Here is a 24806-nt window from a genome sequence, read left to right as displayed (position 1 = left end):
GGTAACGCTATACTTGAACTGTATCAGTTTGCGTCTGTTGCCGTGGCACCGGCGGCTCCGGTGCCTTCCCGTGCACCGGCGGCTCCGGTGCCTTCCTGTGCACCGGCGGCTCCGGTGCCTTCTTTGCCCTTGCCACGCCTTCCGGGTGAGGAAACCAGCCACAGCCCGGCAAACACGAACAGCCCGTTCACGACCAGCAGTTCCAGACCCAGCCTGTACGTGCCGAAGAACAGGTGCTGCCAGTGTTCCAGCAGCGCGCACAGCAGGGGCCCGGCGATCACGACGGCGGGCACCAGGCGGTCGCGCACCACGCGGCGCGTCAGAAGGCCGAAGCCGAACAGGCCCAGCAGCGGGCCGTAGGTGTAGCCGGCCAGCTTGAGGATCACGCCGATCATGCTGGCGCTGTCGATCCACTTGAACACCATGACGAGCAGCAGGAACAGCGCGCAAAAGCCGAGATGCACGCGGTGCCGCCAGCGCATGGCCGTCCGTTCATCCAGCGCCTGGGCTGCCTGCCTGCGCTGCATGCCCAGCAGGTCGATGCAGAACGACGACGTCAGTGCCGTGATCGCGCCATCGGCGCTGGGGAACAGCGCCGACACCAGGGCCACGAAGAAGATCAGCTGCATCGCGGGCGGCAGGTGCTCCGTCACGATGGCGGGAAACAGCCTGTCGCCGGTGGCCGTCACGCCGGCCTGCGGCGCATACAGGTGCAGCAGGCCGCCCAGGAACAGGAACAGGCCCAGCACGATCACCAGGATCAGCGTGAGCAGCAGCATGTTCTTCTGCGCACCGGCCAGCGTGCGCACCGAGATATTCTTCTGCATCATCTCCTGGTCCATGCCGGTCATGGCGATGGTGATGAAGGCGCCGGCGACGACCTGCTTCCACAGGTAGCCGGGGCTGTCGACGTCGAAGTCGAACACCCGCGCCAGCCCGGCCGCCCGCATCTGTTCCAGGCTGTCCGCCACCGACAGGTCCATCGCATGCAGCAGGAACCACACGCAGGCCGCCAGGCCAGCCAGCATGCCGGTGGTCTGCAGCATGTCGGTCCAGACGATGGTCTTCACGCCGCCCTCGTAGGTGTACAGCAGGATCATCAGCAGGATCACCAGGTTGGTGGCCCAGAACGGCACGCCGAGGCGGTCGAGGATCGCCGCCTGGAGGATGTTGACGACCAGGTACAGCCGCGCGGTGGCGCCCAGGGTGCGCGAGACGATGAAGAACGCCGCGCCGCTCTGGCCTGCGCGCCGGCCCAGCCGCACCTCGAGGTAGTGGTAGATCGACGTCAGTTTCAGCCGGTAATACAGCGGCAGCAGCACGAAGGCCACCACCAGGTAGCCGATCACGTAGCCGGCGGTGATCTGCAGGTAGCCGAAGCCGTCTCGCCCGACGGCACCCGGCACGCTGACGAAGGTGACGCCGGACAGCGTGGTGCCGACCATGCCGAACGCGACCAGCGCCCAGCGGGAGTTCTTGTTGCCGATGAAAAAGCTGGCATTGTCGGCGTTGCGGGACGTGGCCCAGGCCACCGCCAGCAGCAGGCCGAAATACGCGAAGATGACGAAAAACAGGAAAGCCGGGGACATGCTTGGAACATCCAGAGTGTGAATCGGCAGCAATATACACCGGCGGCCGGCTACAATCGGCGCAGCTGAAAGAGGAACCACCATGTACAGTGCCGCAACACGACAATTCGCGCGCGAGCAGGAAGCGCTGATCCTGCCGCTGGAAGTGCGCGTCCATGCGCAGGCCGATGGCCGCGCCGAGGGCCGCGAGGAATGCATGCGCGACTACGCGCGCGTGCTGTATTCATCGTCGTTCCGCCGGCTGCAGGGCAAGATGCAACTGCTAGGCGTGGATGCCAGCAACTTCAACCGCAACCGGCTCACGCACAGCCTGGAAGTGGCCCAGATCGCCCGTTCGATCGCCGCCGACCTGGGACTGGAACGCAGCGTGGTGGCGGAAACCTGCGCGCTGGCGCACGACCTGGGCAATCCGCCGTTCGGCCACTATGGCGAACGCATCCTCGATGAACTGGGCAAGGAGCATGGCGGCTTCGAAGGCAATGCGCAGGCGTTCCGCATCCTGCGCACGCTGGAGAAGAAGCACCATGCCTACCCGGGCCTGAACCTGACGGTGCGCACGCTGGCCGGCATCACCAAGTATTTCTACCGCCGCGCCGACAATCCCCGGAAGTTCCTGTACGACGAGGATTTCCATTTCCTGTCCGGCGAGCTGGCACGCCATGGCCTGGCGATCCGCAAGACGATCGACGCGCAGATCATGGACCTGTCCGACGAGATCGCGTATGCCGCCCACGACCTGGAAGACGCGATGAGCTTCGGCATCATCACGTGGGGCGAGATCCTGCACGAGTTCCGCATCAGCCGCGACTTCGCCGATGCCTTCGAGCCGTTCTCGCGCATCGCCCACGGCGCGCACGAGGAAGCGCTGAAAAGCGAGGCGCAGGCCAGTTCGGAGGAATACTCGATCGTGCTGCGCAAGGAAATGACGTCGCAGATCGTGCACGAACTGTGCCGCGACATCGCCGTCATCGATGGCGCGCACGGCCAGGAACTCGGCTACCGCAGCATGGGGCCGCTGGCGCGCGGCCTGAAGACGCTGCTGTGGAAGGCGATCCTGCGCAAGAAGGATGTGCAGCTGTACGAGAAACGGGGCGAGAAGATCATCCGCGGCCTGTTCGAGGTGCTGACCGACCGGCGCTACAACCGCGACAACGTGCTGCTGCCGGCGGAACTGCGCTGCCTGAAGGATTCCCGCGAACGGCTGGTGCTCGACTACCTGGCCGGCATGATGGATGTGAACGCCGCCGTGGAATATGAAAAGTACTTCGGCAAGGGCAGCCTGGAGCGCATCTATGGATGACGGCACGATCGGCGGCGCCGGCGATCCCTGGCGCGAGGCCGAGCTGGCAGGCTTCCTCTTGCCGGAACAGCAGGCGCGCCTCCATGCGCACGGCTGGCTGACGATGCTGGCGCCGCGCGCCGCCGGCGGCGCCGAGCTGCCGCTGCCCGAGGTGGTCCGGCTGGAAGAGGAAATTGCCGCCACCGATGGCAGCCTGGGATGGGTGGTCACGCTGTGCGCCGGCGCCGGCTGGTTTGCCGGCTTCCTGCCCCCTGCCCTGGCACGCGGGATCATGGCCACGCCGGGCGTGTGCCTGGCCGGCAGCGGCGCGCCGACCGGCTTCGCCGATATCGATGGCGACGATGTCGTGATCACCGGCCGGTGGGACTACGCGAGCGGCGCGCCGATGGCCACGCACTTCACGCTGAACGCCGTGCTGCGCGAGCGCGGCGAAGTGCTGCGCGACGAACAGGGCAAGCCACGCATCCGCGCCTTCATCGTGCCGGCGCGGCACGTGGCGCTGGAGGCTTCGTGGCAGGCGATCGGCCTGCGCGCCTCGGCCTCGCACGCCTACCGCCTGGATGGCGCGCGGATACCGGCCAGCCACGGCTTCACGATCGACGCGGCCCATGCGACGGCCGATGGGCCGCTGTACCGCTTCCCGTTCATGGCGCTGGCCTACGTGACGCTGGCCGCCAACCTGCTGGGCATGGCCAGGCATTTCCTGGCGCTGGCCGGGCCGCTGGTCGCCGCGCGGCGCCAGCATGGCAGCGGCGTGCCGCTCGGCGAAGTGCCCGCGGTGGCGGCGCGCCTGGCCCTGGCGCGGGAGGAACTGGCCGAACACTGCACCGCCTTGTACGAAGTGCTCGACCGCGCGTGGGACGCCGTGGTGCGCCACACGCTTGCGGACGAAGCGGGCCTGCAGCGGGTATCGTTGCAGCTGGTGGATACCTGCCGCCGTACCGTCGACAGCCTGTACCCTTACTGCGGCCTGCAGGCGGCGCGCGAAGATGCGGAGATCAACCGCGTGTGGCGCGATTTTCATACCGCCACACAGCATGCGCTATTGCTGCCCGACTGAGGTGGTCAGTCGCGGCGCCTGCGCGCGTGGCCGTACAAGGCGAGGCCACCCAGCAGCAGCATCGCGTACGTGGAAGGCTCCGGTACCGGCGTGAGCATCACCAGGCTGTCGCAATCGCCGTTGATGCACCTGGCCGTCAGGATTTCGCCGTGCTCGTTGATGGCATCCACGCCGAAGGTCAGGCCGGGCGCCCCATCGACCAGGTCGGCGATGCGGGTGATGGTGTCGCCCTCGACGATCACGGCATTGAAATCGTGGTCACGGCCATAGATCCGGCCGGCCGAATCGATATGGAAGATGCGCGACAGGTAGTCGTAGTGCTCGATGCCGCCATCCTTGATGACCCAGGCCCGGCTGCCGAACCAGTCAGTTTCAGTCCCGAGTACATGGCCGAGCTCGGAAATGCCGCTGATATTATTGCTGAATTCTCCGCGGACGAGTCCACCAAGGGTGGTCATCGTGCCGTTTTCCCAGAGGAACGGCACGAAGCGTTCGTCGGTATCTCGCGTCACTCCTGCCACTTGTCCCTGGTCATTGATTGCGATCCCATACGTGTCGCCATTCGAACCCAGCATACCCAGGTCCACCGTGCTGCCGTCCGCATTCACGATGTAGCTGCCGTTTACGTCCCCTTTCCTGTCGGTACGAACATAGTTGACCAGCACCGTTTCGGCATTGTTGATGTCCCGGGCTGTGCTGAGGAGATCCTGCGATCCGCCGATATCGCGGTATACGCCGTCCCGCATCACGAAGGCTCGGTAGTGCCAGGAGTCAAGGGTTGTCGTTCCGACAAAAGTGTTCGCGTCATTGATGGCCCGCGGTGTGTGTTGCCCCGGCAACGCGATCGGCATGGCGGTAATGCCATCCCGGCTGAACATCAGCGGAGCGTTGATGCCGTAGTCATAGCCGATGCCGATCCCGCTATTGTTCATGCCCTGCACGTTGTAGGAACCGAGATCGGCGACCACCGTCATCGTATAGTCCGGTGCGGCCACTGCCGGCAGTGTCGCCAGCGAGAAACACAATGAAACTGCCAGTTTGCGCATGAGTTTCGACTCTATTGATTGAAATACATGCAATGTATGCCATAAACCTAGGTTGCTGCCTGCAAGTGTTGTCCGGACACCACCTGGCCGCTTCGCGCCAGCGCGCATGCCCGTGCGGCAGGCGGCCGCCGCTCCGCGAGGACCGCTGATAAGCTCCAGTCTTGTCATGCGTTCACCCGGAGAAGCCGATGAAACAGCACCGCTACCGCATCACCGTCGAACACCTGCAAGACCCGGGCGGCAACCCGGTCACGCGCGATCCGCTGACGTTCGAGACCGGCAACCATGACGACCTTTTCGCCATCGTCGAACGGATGCGCGGGCGCGGCGATTTCGACGCGGCGACCGCCACGTCGCTGGCCGTCGGGCTGAAGCTGTTTTCCGAAGTGATGCTGGAGAACCGGGACCACCCCTTGTTCACCGAATTGCAGCCGCATTTCAAGCAGTTCATGAAGCACCTGAAAAAAGGCCCCGCGACACCGGACGAGTCCTCTCCGGACCCCGAAACGCCTTAATGGGCTGCCGCGTGCACCGGTTTGCCTGACACGGCCGGCCGCGGGTCCTGCCGGTCCAGCCGGCCGGACAGTACCGTCAGGCCGTAAGCCACCAGCACCACCAGCGCGCCGATCCAGCCGGTATGCACGAGGCCGAGCCGGTCGACGATGTGGCCGCCGCCCCAGGCACCGCCGGCAATGCCGAGGTTGAAGGCGGCGATGTTCAGGCCCGATGCCACGTCGACGGCGCGCGGCGTGTAGTGTTCCGCCTGCCGCACCACGTAGACCTGCAGACCGGCCACGTTGCCGAATGCCACCGCGCCCCACAGCAGGACCGTCAGCACCACCAGCCACGGGTGCGGCGCGGTGAAGGTCAGCGCCAGCAGCACGGCGGCCAGGCCCAGGAAGATGATCTTCAATGCGCCGATCGGGCCACGCCGGTCGGCCAGCCTGCCGCCCCAGATATTGCCGGCCGCCACCGACACGCCATATACCAGCATCACAGCGCCGACGGCGCTCTCGCCAAAGCCGGCCACCTGCTGCAGGATCGGCGCGAGGAAGGTGAACGCGATGAACGAGCCGCCGTAGCCGACCGCCGTCATGGCATAGACCAGCAGCAGGCGGGGCTGCCCCAGCACCCGCGCCTGCGCCAGCAGCGACGCCGGCTTGCTGTGCTGGATGTCCTTCGGCACGAACAGCAGGCTGCCGAGGAAGGCGACGACACCGAGCGCCGACACGGCCAGGAAGGTTTCGCGCCAGCCGAAGTGCTGGCCGATGAAGGTACCCAGCGGCACGCCGGTGACCAGCGCCACCGTCAGGCCGGTGAACATGATGGCGATCGCGCTGGCCGCCCTGTCCTTCGGCACCAGCGAGGTGGCGATGGTGGAACCGATCGAGAAGAAGACGCCGTGCGCCAGGCCGGTGAGGATGCGCGCGGCCACCAGCGACTCGTAGCCGGGCGCCTGCCACGCCAGCAGGTTGCCGGCGGTGAACAGCACCATCAGCGCCAGCAGCAGGATCTTGCGCGGCAGCTTGCCCGTGAGCGCCGTCAGCACCGGGGCGCCGACGGCCACGCCCAGCGCATACAGGCTGACGAGCAGGCCCGCCGACGGCAGCGTGACACCCAGGTCGGCGGCGATGGTGGGCAGCAGCCCGACGATGACGAATTCGGTGGTGCCGATGGCGAAGGCGCTGATCGTCAGCGCCAGCAAGGCGATGGGCATGGATGACTCCTGTAAAGTGACGGATGCCGTGCAGTATCACGGAAGTCATTCTTTCGAAAAATACCCTTTCAAGCAGAAGTTCTTTGACTCGTACGCAACAATCTCCATGAATAGTGAAGCCCTTGCCCTGCTCCTTGTCTGCGAAATGCCCTATGGAAAATACCAGGGGCGCAAGCTGGCCGACCTGCCCGGCCACTACCTGGGCTGGCTGGCCCGCGAGGGTTTTCCCGGAGGCCAGCTGGGGGCGCTGCTGGCGCTGATGTATGAGCTCGACCATAACAACCTGCGCGGCTTGCTCGATCCGTTGAGGGCCAGCCTTCCGGCTGGCCGGTAACGGCGGCAGGCTTCGTCAGCCGGGGATCGACGGTTCGTCGCCTTCACTGCGGACGACGAGCTCGGGATAGCCGGTCGCGGGATCGACCTTCCTGCCAAAAACGTGCGCCGGCAGCACGGCCGCCAGCAACTCCACCGTGGTGCGCACCGTGCAGCCGGGAGCGACGTGGCCGCCGAGCACGCGCCCATCCGCGTCGGCGATGGTCATGTGCAGGTGCGCGCCGTCCGGCGAGACGGAACCGGCCAGCGTGAGGATTTCGATATCGCCCACCAGCTCATCGGCTTGCGCCCGGCCGGCCAGGCGCAGCCGCGCGACCGACAGCGAGCCGATGCCCTGCAATACGAAGGCGGCGCCATGCGGCCGCAGCAGCGTTTCGATGGCGCCGCGCAAGTCATTCCCGGGGCCCAGGCGCAAGGGCTGCGTCTGCATCGCGACAGGGGCCGGGCCGGCCTGGGAAGGAAGGGAAAACGCTGGCGTTGCGGAGGAAGTCATGGGGGTTCCGGCAGGGCTATGAGTGTTACATTTTCTAATTGCTGTGTTACTTTTATATGCGGCATTGTCCTACAAGGCACTGTCCTGACCTCTTATAAAAACGTCCATCCGATGGGCCTAAGATGAGCGCTCCCTTACACGACTTTGCACGCGGTTCCAGGCGTGACGACAGGTCAGGTAAAGGATGTGCAATGTTCATCACATTCAAGGAGATAACCATGGCATCTAAAGAAGGCAATAACCAGGGCGGCAACAAGGGCAACAACCAGAGCGGCGATACCAGCAATCGCGGCTTTGCCTCCATGGACCCACAACGCCAGCGCGAAATCGCCTCCGAAGGCGGCCGCGCAGCGCACGCTTCCGGCAATGCCCACGAGTTTACCTCGGAAGAGGCACGCAAGGCCGGCAGCATGAGCCACAAGAACGACGGTAATCGCCAGAGCGGCAACCAGGGTTCCAGCGGCGGCAATCAGGGTAGCCAGGGCAACCAGGGGTCGAGCGGTGGCGGCACCCGGGGCGGTACGCCCGAGCAGCATGCCCAGGCCGGCCGTCAAAGCCACAAGAATGACAAGGGCTAAGCGCTGAGCGCTTTCCCGCCGCGCCAAGGCGCAATTTCCGGCCATTCGGAAACATCGAAAGCCGCTCCACGGAGCGGCTTTCCCGTTATCCCTTCACCGCGGTGCGCGCCCTGCCACCCGCGCACGCCGCCACCCCGGCAGTTTCACGAAGCCCATCGTCAGCGCGCAGCCGGACAGGATCACGCCGCAGCAGGCCGCCATCCGCGCCGTGAAGGGTTCGTCCAGGAACACGCCGCCCCACAGTACCCCGAACGCGGGGATCAGGAACAGCGCGCTCATGGCCCGGCTGGCGCCGAGGCGCGCGACCATGCCGTAGAACAGCACGTAGGCAAAGGTAGTGCACAGCGCGCACAGTGCCAGCAGCGCTGTCCAGGCATGCGTGGACGGCATCGTGTCCGGCCAGGTCACCGCCATCGGCATGGCCAGCAGCGCGGCGGCCGCGACCTGGCTGCCGGCCGCCACGGCCACCGGCGGCACGTGCGCCAGGTAGCGCCGGGTAAAGTTGCCCGTGAAGCCGTACAGCATCGTCGCGGCCAGGCAGGCAACGCTGGCCGCCAGCGTTTGCCACAGAGGCCCCTGGCCCAGGTGCACCTTGTCCGCCACCAGCAGCAGCACGCCGGCGAAACCGATGGCCAGGCCCGCCATCCGCTGCAACGTCAGGGCTTCGCCGAGCCAGATGGCACCGATCAGCGCGGCGAACAGCGGCGTGGTCGACGACAGGATGGACGACAGCCCGGCCGGAATCGCCAGCGCGGCGAAATTGAACAGGAGGAAAGGCAGCGCCACATTGGTCACGCCGACCAGCGCGATGCCCTTCCAGTGGCGCAGCGCCGTGCCGCCCAGGCCCTGCCACAGCAGCAGCGGCAGCATCATCAGCGCCGCCAGCAGTGCCCGTGCGCCGGCCATCGCGACCGGGCCGAAGGCCGGTGCCGCGATGCGGATGAACAGGTACGATGCGCCCCAGATTGCCGCCACCAGCACCAGCTGGCCCGCGTCGGCGCGCCTGATGGCCGCGCCCGGTGCATCCATGGTTTCCATGATTCCCTCGTCTGTTATCGAAGGACCATTCTCGCCGTGCCGGAGGCGCCTTCCAAGAGCCAGCGTTCAGCGATCCGGTGGAGCCAGCGCCAGGCGATGGCCATCGCCCATCATGCGTTCGAAATCGGCGGCGGGGATCGGCTGGCTGAACAGGTAGCCCTGCAGCTGGTCGCAGCCCAGCTCGCGCAGGAAGGCCATCTGTTCCCGCGTCTCCACCCCTTCGGCGACGATCTCCTGCCGCATCTGCTGGGCCATCGTGACGATGGCCCGCGCGATCGCGCAGTCATCTTCCTCGTGCGGCAAGCCGGTGACGAAGGCGCGGTCGATCTTGAGCGTGCTGATCGGGAATTTCTTCAGGTACGCCAGGCTCGAGTAACCGGTGCCGAAGTCGTCCAGCGCCAGCGCCAGGCCCATCGCCACCAGCTCGTTCATGATCGCGATCACGCTGTCGGCGCCGCGCACCAGCAGGCTTTCGGTGATCTCCAGCATCACCTGCCCCGGGTGCACGCCGTGGCGTTCCAGCGCGTCAGCCATGCGCTGCGGCAGGCCCCGGTCGAACTGGCGCGCCGACAGGTTGATGGCGACCGGCGGCATGGCCAGGCCCGCCTCGCGCCATCGCCGGATCTGCCGGCAGGCTTCCTCGATGACCCAGTTGCCGAGTTCCATGATCAAGCCGGTTTCTTCCGCCACCGGGATGAACACGCCCGGCGAAATCAGCCCGCGCACCGGATGGCGCCAGCGCAGCAGCGCCTCGGCGCCGACGATCCGGCCGGTGCGGAGGCTGACCTTGGGCTGGTAGTACAGCAGCAGCTCGCCGTTCGCCAGCGCTTCGCGCAATTCGCTTTCGATGCGCAGGTGCTCCTTGACGCGCTGGTTCATCTCTTCGGAAAAGAACAGCAGCGCCGGTTCCATGCCGGTGCCGGCGCGCGCCGCGGCCACGTCGGCGCCGCGCAGCAGCGCGCCGGGTTCCTGCGCATCCTCGGGCCAGACGGCGATGCCCACCTGGGTGCCTACCTGCAGCGCGTGCTTGCCGACGGCGACCGGCGCGGCCAGCGCGTCGACCAGCTTGCGCGCCACCAGCGCGGCATGTTCGCGCCGGTCGATGCGCGGCAGCGCGATGGCGAACTTGCCGCCGCCCAGCCGCGCCAGGATGTCGCCCTCGCGCAGCCGGGAGCGCAGCAAACGGGCCGCCTCGACCAGCAATGCGTTGCCCACGTCGTGGCCCAGCGTGTCGGCGATGCCGCCCAGCCGCGTGACTTCCACCACCAGCAGCGCGCCGGGTTCGTGGTTGCGCCGCGCCTCGGTCATCGCCTGCCCCAGCAACTGCATCAGCAAGCCCTGGTTCGGCAGGCCGGTCAGCGCGTCGTGGCTGACCATGCGCTGCACGCGCGCCTCGGCATCCTTGCGCACGCTGATGTCGGTGAACAGCGAATAGCTGTGGCTGATCGTGCCCGCCTCGTTGCGCACGGCGCCGATCGCCACGGCCTGGGGGAACAGCTCGCCGTTCTTGCGGCGGCCGACGATTTCGCCGCGCCATGGCGCCGCGCCGCGCAGCACGGCGCGGACCTGCGCGGCAAAGCCTTTGTCATGCACGCCGGAGCGCAGCAGGTCGGGCGTGTTGCCGATCGCCTCGGCCATCGTGTAGCCGGTGATGCGGGTGAACGCACCGTTGACGGAGACGATGCGTTCGTCCGCATCGGTGACCAGAACGCCCTGGTCGGTGTCTTCGATGATGCGGGCATGCAGGCTGGCCTTGTCGGCAGCCGAGAGGCGGTCCTCGATCCGCGCCAGCGCCACGTGCATGCCGGCCGGATCGCCCATGCCATCCTTTACCAGCGTGATGGCGAGACGCACCCGGATCGTCTCGCCGGATTTCCTGCGGCGGAGCACTTCGGCGCTGGCCCGGCCGGTTTCCCCGACCAGTTCGGTGATGCTGCCTTCCTCGTCGTCGTCCGTGTACAGGCACAGGACATGCCGGCCGAGCGCTTCCCCGGCCGTGTAGCCGAACATGCCGGCGGCGCCGGCGTTCCAGGCGGTGATGTAGCCGGCCAGGTCGAGTTCCAGCGCTGCCTCGGCGGGTTCGGCCGCTTCGGCCACTTCGCCGGGCGCTGGCTGGCCCGCCGCCGCACCGGCCAGTTCGCCAAGCTCCCCCTCCAGCTCGCCCAGCGTGCTCGCCAGGGCGGCGCCCCGCAGCGAGCGGGCCGTGCGGCACAGCGCCAGGCAGCGCGCGATCACCGTGTCATCCATGGGAACCGCCCGTCACGCCGCAGGTCACGGCCAGCATCCAGTCGCTGGCCTCGACCACCATGTCGTTGAACTCGGTGGCAGGCAGCCGGGCCCGGTCGAGCGCGGCGCACACCGTATCGAACTCGGCCCGTTCCGCCGCTTCCACCAGCGCCAGCAACGCGCCCAGCTCGCCTTGGCGATGCAGCAGCGCGCGCTGCACGCCATCGTCGATGGCCAGCGGCGCCAGCACGTCGGCCAGCGGCGCGCCGAACAGCACGCCCAGCAGCGAAAACATGCCGGCCATGAATGCCAGCTCCTGGTGCGGCCGGTCCAGGCCGGTGGCGCGGGCCAGCAGTTCCATCAGCCGTGCCCGCACCGATACCCGTGCCAGCAGCACGGCCGACCGTTCATCGCCGCGGGCGGCGAACAGCATCAGGTTCAGCCAGCGGCGCAACTGCTGGCGGCCCAGCAGCAGGATGGCCTGGGAAAAGCTCAGTACCTTGCGGCCATTGACCAGGCCGAGCGAATTCACCAGCCGCAGCAGGTGATACGACAGCGTGGCATCGTGGCGCAGCAGTTCCTCGATCTCGCAGGTATCCGCATCCGCGTTCACGCGCTGCACCAGGCGCAGCGCCAGCGCGCGCGACGCCGCGCCATTGCCGGCGGGCCGCTTCGGCGGCGCCAGCGCCCAGTCGCCCTCGATCCATTGCACATGGCCGGGCAAGGTGCCGACGAGGGCCGTGTCGGCGCGCGCGGTGCGGCCGGACGGCAATTCGTGCCAGCCCGCCTGCCGCAACGGCGCGGCAAAGGACTCGGCCAGCTCGGTACGGTAGAAGCAGGCGGTTTTCGTCGCCAGGCGAAGCAGCGCTTGCGCGGGGCCATGCGGCTGGCCACCGGGCTGGCCACCGGGCTGCTCACCTGGCTGGTGGTGCGCGAGCAGCAGCAGGCCGGCGGGTTTGCCATGGCGATCGGCAAGCAACTGCAAAAAGAACATAGTCATGGGCAAATCCCTGGAAGGCGCTGAGCGACGAACAGGATCTTACCCTCGAACAATTGGCGACAGTCAACAGTTACCGCAACTCAATATCACGAAAGTTCTTGGCTTCACGCGCCTTATTGACGCATCGCAATCATGCTGCGGGAAGGTGCCGGCACATGCGGTCGAACAGCGCGCCGGCACGCATCCGCGCCAGCCACCATTGCAGCGCGGCGCCGGTTTCGCCGGTGCGCCAGGCCAGGTAGAACGTCTCGTCCGGTTTCGGTTCCTCGACCTCCTTTTCCACCAGCAGGCCGGCGGCGATCGCCGCGCGCGCGCAGGGCTCGGGCAGGAAGCCGAAGCCCAGGCCGGCCACCTGGTACTGCACCTTGGACGCCATGTCGGGAACCGTCAGCGTATCCTGCCCCAGCAGCAGGCCGACGGTGCGGGGCGCCATCTGCCGCGCCGAATCCGCCATCGCCACGGCGCGATACTGCTGCAGGTGCGTGCGGCCCAGCCGGCCTTCCACCGCGGCCAGCGGGTGGGACGGCGCCACGGCGAAGACCCAGGCCAGCGTGCCGATGGGCTCGGATACATAGCCGCCGCCGGCGGGGCCGTCGCCAGGCGCGCCGACCACCAGGTCGACGCGCCGGTCCAGCAGGGCTTCCCACGTGCCGGACAGCGCTTCGCGCACGATGCGCAGGCGGGTCTGCTGGGCGACTTCGTAGAAGGCGCGGATATCGTCGCCGAACGCCAGGCTGGAAAACATCGAATCGTGGCCGATCGCCAGCTCGGTTTCCCAGCCGGACGCCACGCGCCGCACGCGGTGTTCCAGGTCTTGCGCGGCGCGCAGCAGGTAGCGCCCTTCCTTCAGCAGTTCGCGGCCGGCTTTCGTCAACTCCACTTTCGGGCCGTTGCGCTCGAACACCTGCACCCCGAGATCGTCCTCGAGTTTGCCCACAGTGTACGAAATGGTCGAAGGGACGCGGTGCAATTCCTTGCCGGCCGCGGAAAACGAGCCACGGCGGTCGATCGCATCGACGATCTGCAGGGCTTCAAGGCTGAGTCTGAGCATATTCGATTTTTTCGATAATACAGGGGTAAATTTTCCGTTTTTTTAATCGTTTGCACCCGCCTATACTCTCTTCATCCGAGCTGACAACACACTGAACGGTGTGTTCGAAACGATCGCAAACAACAACCAAGGAGCATATCATGCAAGAAGTCCGTCGCAGTGAAGAACGCGGTGCCGCCAACCACGGCTGGCTCGATTCGCGCCATACTTTCTCGTTCGGCCATTACCACGATCCGCGCCACATGGGCTTTGGCCCGCTGCTGGTGGTCAACGAGGACAAGGTGATGCCGGGCCAGGGCTTCGGCACGCACGGCCACCGCGACATGGAAATCATTTCCTACGTCCTGGAAGGCGCGCTGGAACACAAGGACAGCATGGGCAACGGCAGCGTGCTGCGCTACGGCGACGTGCAGCGCATGACGGCCGGCACCGGCGTGCGGCACAGCGAGTTCAACCACTCGTCCACCGAGCGCGTGCACTTCCTGCAGATCTGGATCCAGCCGTCGGAAACCGGCATCGCTCCGGGCTACGAGGAAAAGCACTTTTCGCCGGACAGCAAGCAGGGCAAGCTGCGCCTGATCGCCTCGCCCGACGGCCGGGACGGTTCGGTGGTGATCCACCAGGATGCGCGGATCTACGCCACCATCCTGAACGAGGCGGACAGCGTGACGCACCTCCTGGACGATGAGCGTACCAGTTATGTGCACGTGATCCGCGGCACGGTCAGCGTCAACGGCACCGCGCTGAAAAGCGGCGACGCACTGAAGATCACCCGCGAAACGCAGGTGAAGCTGGACCAGGCCGAGGCGGCCGAGGTGCTGGTGTTCGACCTGCCGTATTGATGCCAGGCCAGGCTTGATGTAACGGCGAGCCCGTCCCCACCGCGGGGCCGGGCACGCTGGCTTGACTCCTTCGGTGGGCATGAACCCAGTTGTGATGGCTTGCAACAACAGGACGCGTGTCCACTTTCGTGCCCGGCCCCGGGATCGCCGCCCCCCCGGCCGGCCGCCGCCGGGCCGAAAGCACAATTTTTGTTATGATGAGGGGCTATACCGTCCCTATCAAAAGAGCTTAGCCATGCAGCCCGTTGCTGAAATCCCCGTTGATCCCGCCGCCGATCTCGAATACGTCACCTCGTGCGCGCTGCCCACGCCGTGGGCGGAGTTCACGCTGCATGCGTTCATCGAACATTCGACCGGCAAGGAACACCTGGCGATGGTGCTGGGCGATATCGGCGATGGCGCACCCGTGCTGGCGCGCGTGCACAGCGAGTGCCTGACGGGCGACGTGCTGTTTTCCCAGCGCTGCGACTGCGGCGCCCAGCTCGAAGGCGCGCTGCAGCGCATCGCCGCCGAGGGCCGCGGCGTGCTGCTGTACCTGCGCCAGGAAGGCCGCGGCATCGGCCTGCTGAACAAGATGCGCGCCTACCGGCTGCAGGAAGCGGGCGCCGACACGGTGCAGGCCAACGAACAGCTCGGCTTCAAGCCGGACCAGCGCAGCTACGAGCTGGTGGCGCCCATGCTGCACCAGTTCGGCGTGCGCAGCCTGCGCCTGATGACGAACAACCCCCGCAAGATCGCCGCGATGGAAAAGCTGGGCGTGCCCGTGGCCGACCGCGTGCCGCTGCTGGTCAACCGCAACGTGTTCAACCAGCATTACCTGAATACCAAGGCGCAGAAACTGGGGCACATGATGTCGCCCGTCGTGGCCACCGCCACGAGCGATGGGGAGCAGTGATCTTTCTATTAAGATCAGCAAGGAAAAAGTAACCAAGCGTAACGAGCGGGCCCGCGACGCCCCCGGCCGGATTTCCTGAGGTACACTCTTCGTTGTCGAAAAGTAGTTCAGGAACTGCATGAAACCCACCCGGCTTGCCGCAACCGTTCAATTCGCGATCACCGTGACCTGGGGTGCCGCCGCAGTGGCCGCGCCCGTTCCGCCATCGGCACCAGCGCTGCCGGGCATGCAAGCCCCGCCCGGCGCCGCGCCCGCGCCCGCGCCGCGCCGCGTGCCGGCGCCGGGCGCGCAGGGCGACTCCGCCCCGCTGCCCACGCCCTCTTCCGCCGCGCAAAAACTGTATGCGGCGGCCAAGGCCGACCTGCTGCAGGTGCGTTCGCTGCTGAAAAGCGGCCGCACGCAATCCTCGGTGGGCTCCGGCTTCCTGGTCGGCACATCGAACCTGGTGCTGACGAACTACCACGTGGTGTCGCAATTCGCGCTCGACCCGGAAACCTATACGGGCGAATGGGTCGATACGTCGGGCCAGCGCGGCAACATCGAGCTGCTGGCCGTCGACGTGCTGCACGACCTGGCGGTGGTGCGCGTGAACCGCTACGGCACCGGCTTCTTCAAGGTGCCGGAAAATGCGGTGGGCCTCACCCAGGGCCAGTACCTGTACTCGCTCGGCAACCCGCTGGACCTGGGCTTCGCCATCTCGGAAGGCGCCTATAACGGCGTGATCTCGCGCAGCTTCTACGACCAGCTGATGTTCACCGGCCCGATCAACTCCGGCATGAGCGGCGGCCCCAGCGTGACGGCCGACGGCCAGGTCGCCGGCGTCAACGTGGCGAAGCGGCTGGACGGCGAGCTGGTCAGCTTCCTCGTGCCGATCCGCTACGCACAGCGGCTGCTGAAGCAGGTCGGCGAAAAAGCCGTGGCGCCCAAGGATTTCACCGCCGTCGTCACGCAGCAGCTGCTGGCGCACCAGAAAGCGATGGTCGACCAGTTGCTGGCCGGCCCGCTGACGAAGAAGACCATGGGTCCCTACGAAGTGCCGGTGCGGGAAACCGAACAGATGCGCTGCTGGGGCAATTCCAGCGCCCAGGTCACCTCGCGCACCGAGAAGCCGTTCGCGGTCGATACCACCAGCTGCACGATGGAGTCGTCGGTGTTCGTCTCCGGTTCGCTGCAGACGGGCGCGGTCGGCATCCGCCACCAGTACCTGCGCAGCACCGGGCTCGATGCGATCCGCTTCGCGCAGCTGTCATCGAGCTCGTTCAAGAACGAATCGTTCGGCAGCTACAAGGACAGCCGGCTGACCGGCCCGCAATGCACCGAGCAGTTCGTGACGAACGGTTCGCTGCCGATGCGCGCCGTGCTGTGCGTGCGCGCCTACCGCAAGTTTGCCGGCCTGTACGATTTCTCGCTGCTGACGGCCAGCACCGACGACGGCATGATGAACCTGCAAAGCCGGCTGGATGCGCGCGGCGTGTCCTACGAGAACGGCATGCGTACCGCGCGCGCCTTCCTCGAAGCGCTGGCGCGCACGGGTGTCAAATGACGGCACCCTACTTCATCGAGATCCTGGCCCGCAATGGCGACGTGCTGTCCCGGCAGCGCTTCGAATCGCTGCCCGTCACGCTGGGCCGCGGCTACGACAATGACTTCGTGCTCGACGACGCGCATACGGCGCCGCGCCACGCGGTACTGGAACGGGACGGCGACGGCGCCCTCGTGCTGCGCGACCTGGGCAGCCAGAACGGCATCGTGCTGCACGGCCGGCGCCAGGACGCGGTGGCGCTGGACGGCACCACCGCCGTGCGGCTCGGGCACACGCGCCTGCGCGTGCGCGACGCCGCCTTCCCGGTCGAGCCGGAACTGACGGATACCACGATGCATGCGTGGGAAGGCGGCGCGCCGGCGATGGCCGGGCTGGCGCTGATCGCCCTGTTCCTCGGCGTGGACGAGGCACTGACCGATACCGAAGGCTTCCAGGCGATCCGCTACCTGCTGACGATCGCCACCGGCCTGGGCGCCGGCCTGGTGTGGAGCGGCGTCTGGGCGCTGGTCAACCGGCTGTTCGGCGGCCATGCGCGGCTCGGGCGGCACCTGTTCATCCTCGGCGCCGGCCTGGTGGCCATCGGCGCCTGGAAGGTGCTGTCGGCGGTCCTGGCATTCGCCTGGTCCGCCGAGATCTTCACGCGCTACGGCAACCACATGACGATCCTGATCGTCTGCGGCATGGTGTACTTCCACGTGCGCACCGTGCGCCCGCACATCTCGACGAGGCGGTTGCAGGTCGCCTGCGGCGTGCTGCTGGCGCTTGGCTCGGGACTGGAAATGATGAGCAACCTGCAGGGGACCGGACGCCTGTCGGATGAACTGTACATGTCGGTGCTGCTGCCGCCCGCCGTGCGCCAGAGCCCCGACCACAGCGTGGACGATTTCATGGGATCCGCCGCGCGCCTGCGGCTGGAAGCCGATGCCGAGCGCAAGCGCGATGTGCCGGGCGACGAGACGGACGAACCGGACGAATCGGACGGCGACAGTACCGAGTGAACGATACAATCACGGGATGACCGCCGAACGCATCGAGATCCTCGCCGCCTTGCGCGACGCAACCGCCACCCGCCACGCCGAGCTGGATGGCGGCATGCCGCTCGCCCGGCCGGCGCCCACCCTGCAGGACTACCGTGACCACCTGGCGCTGCTGCGCTGCTGGCTCGTGCCGATCGAGGCCTGGCAGGCCCGTTTCAGCGACGGTCCGCAGGATGCCGCACTGCTGCCGCCACAGCCCCACCTGCCGCAGATCGAGGCCGACCTGGCCCACCCGTCGCTGGCTGGCGCCGGCCCGCGGCTTGCCGCAGCGCCCTGGCATGGCGGCGACAATGCCGCTTATCGCTGGGGCGTGTCGTACGTGATCGAAGGCTCGCGCCTGGGCGGCGCGGTGCTGTACCGCCGGCTTGCGGAGCGGCTGGCACCGCATCCACTGCGCTACCTGCATCCCGGCGTGCCGCCCGGCCCGCGCTGGCAGCAGTTCCTCCGCGCGCTGCGCGAGCATGTGCACGGCGAAGCCGCGGTGGCCGAAGCGTGCCGCGGCGCCTGCGATGCCTTCGACAGCCTGATCGCGCTGCGCCGGGCCGCCACCGCCGCGCCGGCGCGGGCCGCCGCATGAGCGATGCGCCGGCTCCCCAGGCGCAACCGCCCCAGCCGGTCGGCCTGGACAACTGCGCCGACGAACCGATCCACATCCCCGGCCTGATCCAGCCGCACGGCGCGCTGCTGGCGTTCGCCGCCGACGGCACCCTGCGCGCATGGAGCGCCAACGTGGCCGGCCTGCTGGGCATCACGCCTGCGATGGGTATTCCCTACACCGGGCTGGCGCTCGAGGCGGGCGTGGTGGAGCAGTTGCGCGCCTGCCTGGAAGAAGGTGCTGATTCGCCGACCGGCATCGAAAGCCGCGGCAACGGCCACACCTTCGATTGCGTCGTGCACGGCAACGGCACCCAGGCGATCGCCGAATTCGAACTGCGCCAGGTGGCGGCCGACGCGCTGGCCGCTTTCGCCCTGAAAGCCCACGCGGCGATCGAACGGCTGCGCCGCCAGCGCTCGATCGAGGCGCTGCTGCGCCACGCCGTGGAACAGGTGCGCGAGATCACCGGTTTCGACCGCGTGATGGCCTACCGCTTCCGCCACGACGACAGCGGCGACGTCGTCGCCGAAGCGCTCCGCGACGACCTGAAGCCGTTCCTCGGCATGCGCTACCCGGCCGGCGACATTCCCGCGCAGGCCCGCCGGCTGTACACGATCAACACGCTGCGCCTGATCGCCGATGTCGGCTACACGCCGGTGCCCGTGCTGGGCGCGGCCAGCGATGCGCCGCTGGACATGAGCCACTGCGTGCTGCGCAGCGTATCGCCGATCCACATCGAATACCTGCAGAACATGGGCGTGGGCGCGTCGATGAGCGTATCGATCGTGATCAACGGCCGGCTGTGGGGGCTGATCGCCTGCCACCACATGGCGCCGCTGCGCGTGCCTTACTCGGTGCGGATGGCGTGCGACGTGATGGCGCAGGTGCTGGCCGCCGCCGTGCAAAGCCTCGACTCGCGCGAGCGGGCCGCGCTGGCCGAACAGGCCGCGGTGGCGCGCACGCGGCTGATCGAAACGCTGCTGCAGGAGGACGACGTGCTGGCCGCGCTGGAGCGCCACGCCGACGAACTGGCCGGCAACCTGGCCGCCGACGCACTGGTGTTCGCGCAACAGGGCAAGCTGACGGCGCACGGCGTCGACGACGACCTGGCCGCGGCGATCGTGGCCTCGCTGCCGCCAGATGGCGACGAGATGGTGCACCGCTTCAGCCGCGAGCAGTGGCCGGAAGCGCTGCGCGAGCGCCTTGGCCCCTGGGTCGGGCTGCTGGCGCTGCACTTCGACCCGGCCGCCAGCGGCTGGCTGCTGGCGCTGCGCAAGGAGCAGATCGAGACAGTGCGCTGGGCGGGCAAGCCCGACAAACTGGAGAAGACCGGCCCGCTGGGCCACCGCCTGACGCCGCGCGGCTCGTTCGACGAATGGGTGGAGTCCGTGCACGACAAGGCGGTGCCCTGGGAATCGGCGCGCCTGATGGTGGCCGACCAGCTGCTGGGCGAGATGCACCGGGCCAGCATGGCGCGCCATGCCGAGACGGAAAAGGCGCGCATGCAGTTGCTGGCGATGCTGGGCCACGACCTGCGCGATCCGCTGCAGTCGATCTCGATGGCCGCCTCGGTGCTGCAGCACGGCGCCCAGCCGCAGCAGCTGGGGCAGCGCATCGAGCGATCGTCAGGCCGGATGCAGCGCCTGATCAGCCAGGTGCTCGACATGAGCCGCCTCGACAGCGGCCTGGGGCTGGCCATGCGCAAGACCGACGTCGACCTGTCGAAGGCGCTGGAGGACCTGCTCGACGAAGCGCGCATGGCCCACCCCGGCACCGTCTACCATGCCGCGATCGAGCCCGAGGTGCATGGCTGCGCCGATCCGGACCGGATGGCGCAGGTCATCAGCAACCTGCTCAGCAACGCGCGCCACCACGGCGCCAACGGCCAGCCCATCCTCGTTTCGCTGCGCGCCGAGGAAGGACAGGCGGTGCTCGAAGTGCGCAACGACGGCGCGCCGATCGCACCCGAACTGGCCGCGCAACTGTTCAATCCCTTCAAGCGGATGGCGCTGCAGAACCGTGCCAACCGCAGCGGCATGGGACTGGGCCTGTACATCGCCGAGAACGTCGTCAAGGGGCACGGCGGCAGCGTCACCTACCGCTACGAAGCGCCGCACGTGGTGTTCCGGGTGGCGTTCCCGCTTCGGCCGGCTTAGCGGGCAGCGCGGCTATCGGCTGGCCGGGTACGGCGCGCCCTTCAGCTCCACCGTATTGCCCTCCGGGTCCGTGAGGTAGATCGACGGCCCCTCGCCTTCGGCGCCGTAGCGCGCTTCGGCCGGCCCGCTGGCAACGTCGAACCGCTCCAGGTGGGCGCGGATCGCGGCCTCGTCGAACGGCTCGACGCGGAAACAGAAGTGGTCGACATTGCGCCCCTCCTTCCCCGGCGGCGCGCCGCCCATCCGCCCCAGCTTGCCGTCGACGGGTACCAGGTCGACCAGCGCGCTGCCGGCGCGCAGCTGCACCAGGCCGATCTCGTCCTGCCGCCGCTGGACCGGACAACCCAGCACCTCGGTATAGAAACGCATCATGCGCTCCAGGTCGACAACGCGCAGCACGATGTGGTCGAGTTCACGAATGGCGATCATCGGGCCTCCTGTTTTCCCGGCCATGTGGCCATGACGAAATCGATGGTGCGGTAGAGCTCAATACGAGTGGCGCCGCCCGCGGCCTGCACGGCCATGCCCTGCACGATGGTGGCAACGAAGCTGGCCAGTTGCGCCGCGTCGGCGTGGGCCGGCAGGTCGCCCTCCGCGACCGCGCGTTCCAGGCGCAGGCGCAGGCGCTGTTCGCGCGCGCTGCGCAGTGCCACCAGTTCATCGCGCAGCGGGCGCGCCTCGTCGCCGCAGGCCAATGCGCCGCTGGTGCCGAGGCAGCCATGCGGGCTGTCGGGGCACGTCTGCACATCGGCAGAGCCGCGCAGCAGCCGTTCCACGACCTCGCGCGAAGTGGCCGCCTCCAGCGCCGCGTCGCAGAAGTCCAGCCGCGTGCTCTGGTAGCGCGCCACGGCGCGGCGGAACAGCCCCTCCTTGTTGCCGAACACGGCGTAGAGGCTGGGCCGGTTCATGCCCATCGCGGCGGTCAGCTCCGGCAGCGAGCTGCCCTCGTAGCCTTTTTCCCAGAACACTTCCATGGCGCGATCGAGCGCGTCGTCCTCGTCGAACGTGCGCGGGCGCCCCGTGCGCGGGCGGGCTGGCCGGGCCTGCGGCTCGCTTGCCTGATGCTTATCCAGTTCTTTCATACCGATCGGTTAAAAAAATCCTTGACGTATGCCGCGACACCGGTAGATTATAACCGGCCGGTTAAAAACTCAAGGAAAACATCATGCACGCACCTGCCACGGCCTCCTCCGATCCCCTCGTCCCCGCGCCCGACGACGGGCCGCCCGGCCTTGCCGCCTGGCTGGCCGTCCTGTCGGTGGGCATCGGCGCGTTCGCGCTGGTGACCACCGAGTTCCTGCCGGTCGGCCTGCTGCCGCAGATGGCCGCCGAACTGCATGTCACCGAAGGGCTGGCCGGACTGCTCGTCACGGTTCCCGGCATCGTCGCGGCCATTGCCGCCCTGGCGGTAACGGTCGGCGTGGGGCGGGCCGACCGGCGCCACGTGCTGTGGGCGCTGATGGGCGTGATGGTGGTCTCGAACCTGCTGGTGACGTTCGCCACGTCGTTCTGGCCGATCCTCATGGGCCGCTCGCTGCTGGGGATCGGCGTGGGCGGCTTCTGGTCGATCGGTGTCGCCATCGGCCCGCGGCTGGTGCCGCTGCGGTACGCCACCCGCGCCACGGCGCTGATCTTCGGCGGGGTCTCGATCGGTACCGTGGCCGGCGTGCCGGCCGGCGCCCTGATCGGCGAACTGTTCGGCTGGCGCACCGCGTTCGGCATCGCCGCCGGCATCGGCGTGCTGGTGCTGGCGATCCAGGTGTTCCTGCTGCCGCCGCTGCCGCCGACCAGGGCCACCCGGGCGCGCGACCTGCCGCTGCTGCTGAAGAATGCCAAGGCCAGGGTCGGCCTGGCGGCCACGGTGCTGATGTTCATCGGCCAGTTCGCCGCCTACACCTACATCACGCCTTTCCTGGTGCAGGTATCGGCGATGAGCGTGCGCACGGTCAGCGTCCTGCTGCTGGCCTATGGCGCTGCCGGCTTTGTCGGCAACATCATCGGCGGATGGGCCGCGGAACGGAGCGCCCGTGCCGCGCTGATCGGCACCGGGCTCGTCGTCGGCCTCGCTACCGTGGCGCTGCCGCTGTTCGGCCAGGGCGCGATCGCCGCCACGACCCTGGTCATGATCTGGGGGCTGGGCTTCGGCGCGATGCCGATCTCGCTGCAGAACTGGATGTTCCGCGCCGCGCCGGATGGCATGGAGACGGGCGGCGCGCTGTTCGTCGCCACCGCGCAAGTGGCGCTGGCCTCGGGCGCCGGCGTGGGCGGCCTTGCCGTCGACCACCTGGGGGTGCCGAGCGCGATGGTCGTGGGCGGCGTGTTCGCGCTGGCCACCGCCGCCGTCGGCTGGCACTTCGGCCGCGACCGGCACCGCAGCGCGCTGCATGCGGTCCCGTGAGTTGCTCCTGCCGCCGATGCCGCCATCTGTGCGCCGGCAAATGTTTCCTGAAAACCGGTGACAGGCTCCATTTTTTCTGAAACATCTGTTGCCTCAAAAACGGTGACAGGCTCCATTTTTTCTGGAACACCTGTTGCGAATTAATTGGAGCCTGTCACCGGTTTTTCTGGAACATCTGATGCCTATTAGATGGTGCCTGTCACCGTTTTTCGGGGAGTGTCAGATGCGGCCCCGCCGGAATTCGGCGAGGAATTTTCGTGCCTGCGCGGGGCTGAGGACCACCACCGGATCGCCGTGGTAGACGTACAGGAACGGCGGGCCGCCGAGGCGGTCGGTCAGCTTGGCATGCACGAGAAAGCGCGTGCCCACCGGATGGCCGGCGACCAGCGCGCGCGAGCACTGCACGCGCAGCAGCGGGTGGTAGGCCTGGCCGACAACCGGGCGCACGCGCACGGTGCCCCGGTCGTCGAACGATTCCACGGCCACCTCGCGGTAGGCGGACAGGTCGCGTGCCATGGTGCGCCCAGTCAGTCCGCGCGCAGCACCAGCAGCGCGACGGCTTCGGCATTGATGCCCTCTTCGCGCCCCAGGTAGCCCATCTTCTCGTTGGTCTTGGCCTTCACGTTCACCTGGCCCGGCTCGACGCCCAGGTCGGCGGCGATGTTGGCGACCATGGTGGCGATGTGCGGCGCCATCTTCGGCTTCTGGGCGATGATCGTCGCGTCGACATTGCCGATGTCGTAGCCGGTTGCCTTGACCCGCTCTGCGGCGACGCGCAGCAGCACGCGCGAATCGGCGCCCTTGAATTCAACGGCGGTGTCGGGGAAATGCCGGCCGATGTCGCCCAGCGCCGCGGCGCCCAGGATCGCGTCGGTGACGGCATGCAGCAGCGCGTCGGCATCGGAATGGCCATCCAGGCCCTTGACATGGGGGATGTCGACGCCGCCGAGGATCAGCTTGCGGCCCTCGACCAGGCGGTGGCTGTCGTAGCCCTGGCCGATGCGGAACGGGAGTTTTTTCATTGGGTGGATTCCATCGATAGATACATTTCAGCGATGCGGATGTCGGCCGGCAGCGTCACCTTCAGGTTGCGCGGATGGCCCTCGACCAGCCGTGGCGACAGGCCGAGCAGTTCGACGGCGCTGGCGTCGTCGGTGATCGCATCGGGATCGGGCGCTTCCTCGAGCGCCCGGCGCAGCAGCGCGTAGGGGAACATCTGCGGGGTCTGCGCCAGCCACAGGCCGTCGCGCGGCGTCGTGGTGACGCCGCCGCCGCGCGTGCTCTTCACGGTGTCGACGACCGGCAGCGCGAGCAGCCCGCCGGCCGGCTCCGTGCCCGCCTCGGCCACCAGCTTGCCGACCAGTGCCGGCGTGAGCCCGGGGCGCGCCGCGTCGTGCACGAGCACGCGGTCATCGGCGCCGACCATGGGCGCCAGCAGGCGCAGGCCGTTGCGGATGGACTCCATGCGGGTCGCTCCGCCACAGCGCAGTACCGTCACCCCCGCCAGGTCGGGCGGCAGGACGTCGGCCACGTAGCCATCCTCCGGGCTGACGACGACATAGGTATGCGCGATCAGTGGGGAACGCAGGAATGCCTCGACCGTATGGCGCAGCATCGGCCTGCCCAGCAGCGGCAGGTATTGTTTCGGATAGCCCACCGCCATCCGGGCACCCACGCCGGCGGCGGGGATCAGTGCAAAATAATTCATTTCACCTTCAACATCGTAAAAGCCGGCAGAACCGGGCCTTCCGACGACACATTTTCAGGGAAGCCGGCTTGACGCATGGCGGAATCACCGACCTGTCGCGTACCAGCTACACAATATGTTGCCAAAAATCGGGGACTGTCCCCATTTTTCGGCAACCTTTTTACTTCAAATACCGCATCCACGCCGAGATTCAGGCAAATA

Annotated in this window: 25 protein-coding genes; 12 read left to right on the top strand and 13 right to left on the bottom strand. The window is 67.6% G+C overall.

What is annotated here, in order from left to right; all coding sequences use genetic code 11:
* Positions 1 to 23: 23 nt before the first annotated feature.
* Entirely contained in the window at positions 24 to 1589 is a 1566-nt protein-coding gene (locus tag EYF70_RS06850) for a sodium:solute symporter (RefSeq protein WP_131144740.1), read from the bottom strand.
* Between the two features lie 82 nt (positions 1590 to 1671).
* Between EYF70_RS06850 and dgt the strand changes: the two genes are divergently transcribed.
* Both dgt and EYF70_RS06840 read left to right on the top strand, forming a co-directional pair.
* Positions 1672 to 2889, top strand: coding sequence for a dGTP triphosphohydrolase (dgt, locus tag EYF70_RS06845; protein WP_131144739.1), 1218 nt, complete (start codon positions 1672 to 1674; stop codon positions 2887 to 2889).
* Positions 2882 to 3949, top strand: coding sequence for an acyl-CoA dehydrogenase family protein (locus tag EYF70_RS06840; protein WP_131144738.1), 1068 nt, complete (start codon positions 2882 to 2884; stop codon positions 3947 to 3949). The genes dgt and EYF70_RS06840 overlap by 8 nt, the downstream gene beginning before the upstream one ends.
* Before the next feature lie 5 nt (positions 3950 to 3954).
* Here EYF70_RS06840 and EYF70_RS06835 read toward each other — a convergent pair whose 3' ends face one another.
* A complete protein-coding gene (locus tag EYF70_RS06835) occupies positions 3955 to 4995 on the bottom strand; it encodes a PEP-CTERM sorting domain-containing protein (RefSeq protein WP_165497582.1) in 1041 nt (346 codons plus the stop codon).
* 188 nt (positions 4996 to 5183) lie between these two features.
* Here EYF70_RS06835 and EYF70_RS06830 point away from each other — a divergent pair, with 188 nt between their 5' ends.
* On the top strand, positions 5184 to 5510 hold the full coding sequence (locus EYF70_RS06830; protein ID WP_131144736.1) for a DUF3861 domain-containing protein: 327 nt from the start codon (positions 5184 to 5186) through the stop codon (positions 5508 to 5510).
* Here EYF70_RS06830 and EYF70_RS06825 read toward each other — a convergent pair.
* Positions 5507 to 6712 (bottom strand): MFS transporter, encoded by a 1206-nt coding sequence (locus tag EYF70_RS06825; RefSeq protein WP_131144735.1) that lies wholly within the window; start codon positions 6710 to 6712, stop codon positions 5507 to 5509. The two genes, EYF70_RS06830 and EYF70_RS06825, sit on opposite strands and share 4 nt — an antisense overlap.
* Positions 6713 to 6818: 106 nt before the next feature.
* Here EYF70_RS06825 and EYF70_RS06820 point away from each other — a divergent pair, with 106 nt between their 5' ends.
* A complete protein-coding gene (locus EYF70_RS06820; protein ID WP_131148933.1) occupies positions 6819 to 7046 on the top strand; it encodes a DUF3820 family protein in 228 nt (75 codons plus the stop codon).
* Between the two features lie 15 nt (positions 7047 to 7061).
* Here EYF70_RS06820 and EYF70_RS06815 read toward each other — a convergent pair whose 3' ends face one another.
* Positions 7062 to 7475 (bottom strand): PPC domain-containing DNA-binding protein, encoded by a 414-nt coding sequence (locus EYF70_RS06815; protein WP_131148932.1) that lies wholly within the window; start codon positions 7473 to 7475, stop codon positions 7062 to 7064.
* Between the two features lie 281 nt (positions 7476 to 7756).
* Here EYF70_RS06815 and EYF70_RS06810 point away from each other — a divergent pair, with 281 nt between their 5' ends.
* Positions 7757 to 8116: a KGG domain-containing protein gene (locus tag EYF70_RS06810; protein ID WP_131148931.1), complete on the top strand. Its 360-nt coding sequence runs from the start codon at positions 7757 to 7759 to the stop codon at positions 8114 to 8116.
* 93 nt (positions 8117 to 8209) lie between these two features.
* Here EYF70_RS06810 and EYF70_RS06805 read toward each other — a convergent pair whose 3' ends face one another.
* The 4 genes from EYF70_RS06805 to EYF70_RS06790 all read right to left on the bottom strand — a co-directional run bounded on the left by EYF70_RS06805 (position 8210) and on the right by EYF70_RS06790 (position 13431).
* Positions 8210 to 9154: a DMT family transporter gene (locus EYF70_RS06805; protein WP_229420728.1), complete on the bottom strand. Its 945-nt coding sequence runs from the start codon at positions 9152 to 9154 to the stop codon at positions 8210 to 8212.
* A gap of 66 nt (positions 9155 to 9220) precedes the next feature.
* Complete coding sequence (locus EYF70_RS06800) at positions 9221 to 11401, bottom strand: putative bifunctional diguanylate cyclase/phosphodiesterase (RefSeq protein ID WP_131144734.1); 2181 nt, start codon at positions 11399 to 11401, stop codon at positions 9221 to 9223.
* Complete coding sequence (locus tag EYF70_RS06795; protein ID WP_131144733.1) at positions 11394 to 12380, bottom strand: EAL and HDOD domain-containing protein; 987 nt, start codon at positions 12378 to 12380, stop codon at positions 11394 to 11396. The genes EYF70_RS06800 and EYF70_RS06795 overlap by 8 nt, the downstream gene beginning before the upstream one ends.
* Positions 12381 to 12510: 130 nt before the next feature.
* Positions 12511 to 13431, bottom strand: coding sequence for a LysR substrate-binding domain-containing protein (locus EYF70_RS06790; protein WP_131144732.1), 921 nt, complete (start codon positions 13429 to 13431; stop codon positions 12511 to 12513).
* A gap of 140 nt (positions 13432 to 13571) precedes the next feature.
* Here EYF70_RS06790 and EYF70_RS06785 point away from each other — a divergent pair, with 140 nt between their 5' ends.
* The 6 genes from EYF70_RS06785 (at position 13572) to EYF70_RS06760 (ending at position 20499) form a co-directional block, all read left to right on the top strand.
* On the top strand, positions 13572 to 14273 hold the full coding sequence (locus tag EYF70_RS06785; protein ID WP_131144731.1) for a pirin family protein: 702 nt from the start codon (positions 13572 to 13574) through the stop codon (positions 14271 to 14273).
* 235 nt (positions 14274 to 14508) lie between these two features.
* Complete coding sequence (gene ribA, locus EYF70_RS06780; protein ID WP_131144730.1) at positions 14509 to 15168, top strand: GTP cyclohydrolase II; 660 nt, start codon at positions 14509 to 14511, stop codon at positions 15166 to 15168.
* 118 nt (positions 15169 to 15286) lie between these two features.
* On the top strand, positions 15287 to 16711 hold the full coding sequence (locus EYF70_RS06775; RefSeq protein ID WP_131144729.1) for a S1 family peptidase: 1425 nt from the start codon (positions 15287 to 15289) through the stop codon (positions 16709 to 16711).
* Positions 16708 to 17709, top strand: a complete 1002-nt coding sequence (locus EYF70_RS06770; RefSeq protein WP_131144728.1) for an FHA domain-containing protein — start codon at positions 16708 to 16710, stop codon at positions 17707 to 17709. Before EYF70_RS06775 ends, EYF70_RS06770 begins: the two co-directional genes overlap by 4 nt.
* Before the next feature lie 16 nt (positions 17710 to 17725).
* Positions 17726 to 18325, top strand: coding sequence for a biliverdin-producing heme oxygenase (locus tag EYF70_RS06765; RefSeq protein WP_131144727.1), 600 nt, complete (start codon positions 17726 to 17728; stop codon positions 18323 to 18325).
* On the top strand, positions 18322 to 20499 hold the full coding sequence (locus EYF70_RS06760; protein WP_131144726.1) for an ATP-binding protein: 2178 nt from the start codon (positions 18322 to 18324) through the stop codon (positions 20497 to 20499). Before EYF70_RS06765 ends, EYF70_RS06760 begins: the two co-directional genes overlap by 4 nt.
* A 12-nt stretch (positions 20500 to 20511) precedes the next feature.
* Here EYF70_RS06760 and EYF70_RS06755 read toward each other — a convergent pair whose 3' ends face one another.
* Positions 20512 to 20928: a VOC family protein gene (locus EYF70_RS06755; protein WP_131144725.1), complete on the bottom strand. Its 417-nt coding sequence runs from the start codon at positions 20926 to 20928 to the stop codon at positions 20512 to 20514.
* Complete coding sequence (locus EYF70_RS06750) at positions 20925 to 21581, bottom strand: TetR/AcrR family transcriptional regulator (protein WP_131144724.1); 657 nt, start codon at positions 21579 to 21581, stop codon at positions 20925 to 20927. Before EYF70_RS06750 ends, EYF70_RS06755 begins: the two co-directional genes overlap by 4 nt.
* Positions 21582 to 21664: 83 nt before the next feature.
* Here EYF70_RS06750 and EYF70_RS06745 point away from each other — a divergent pair, with 83 nt between their 5' ends.
* A complete protein-coding gene (locus EYF70_RS06745; protein ID WP_131144723.1) occupies positions 21665 to 22897 on the top strand; it encodes an MFS transporter in 1233 nt (410 codons plus the stop codon).
* Positions 22898 to 23116: 219 nt separating this feature from the next.
* On the opposite strand, the gene EYF70_RS06740 is transcribed toward EYF70_RS06745, so the two are convergent.
* From EYF70_RS06740 to ispD, 3 genes are read right to left on the bottom strand one after another with little or no spacing between them, the layout of a single operon-like run.
* The gene (locus tag EYF70_RS06740; protein WP_131144722.1) at positions 23117 to 23413 is read right to left on the bottom strand and encodes a hypothetical protein; all 297 of its coding nucleotides are present in this window, start codon (positions 23411 to 23413) and stop codon (positions 23117 to 23119) included.
* 11 nt (positions 23414 to 23424) lie between these two features.
* On the bottom strand, positions 23425 to 23919 hold the full coding sequence (gene ispF / locus EYF70_RS06735; protein ID WP_131144721.1) for a 2-C-methyl-D-erythritol 2,4-cyclodiphosphate synthase: 495 nt from the start codon (positions 23917 to 23919) through the stop codon (positions 23425 to 23427).
* Entirely contained in the window at positions 23916 to 24605 is a 690-nt protein-coding gene (ispD, locus tag EYF70_RS06730) for a 2-C-methyl-D-erythritol 4-phosphate cytidylyltransferase (protein ID WP_131144720.1), read from the bottom strand. Before ispD ends, ispF begins: the two co-directional genes overlap by 4 nt.
* Positions 24606 to 24806 lie beyond the last annotated feature (201 nt).

It is taken from the genome of Pseudoduganella albidiflava (assembly GCF_004322755.1).
GTDB classification, from domain to species: Bacteria; Pseudomonadota; Gammaproteobacteria; order Burkholderiales; family Burkholderiaceae_D; genus Rugamonas; species Rugamonas albidiflava.
This window is presented reverse-complemented; position numbering and strand designations above follow the sequence as displayed.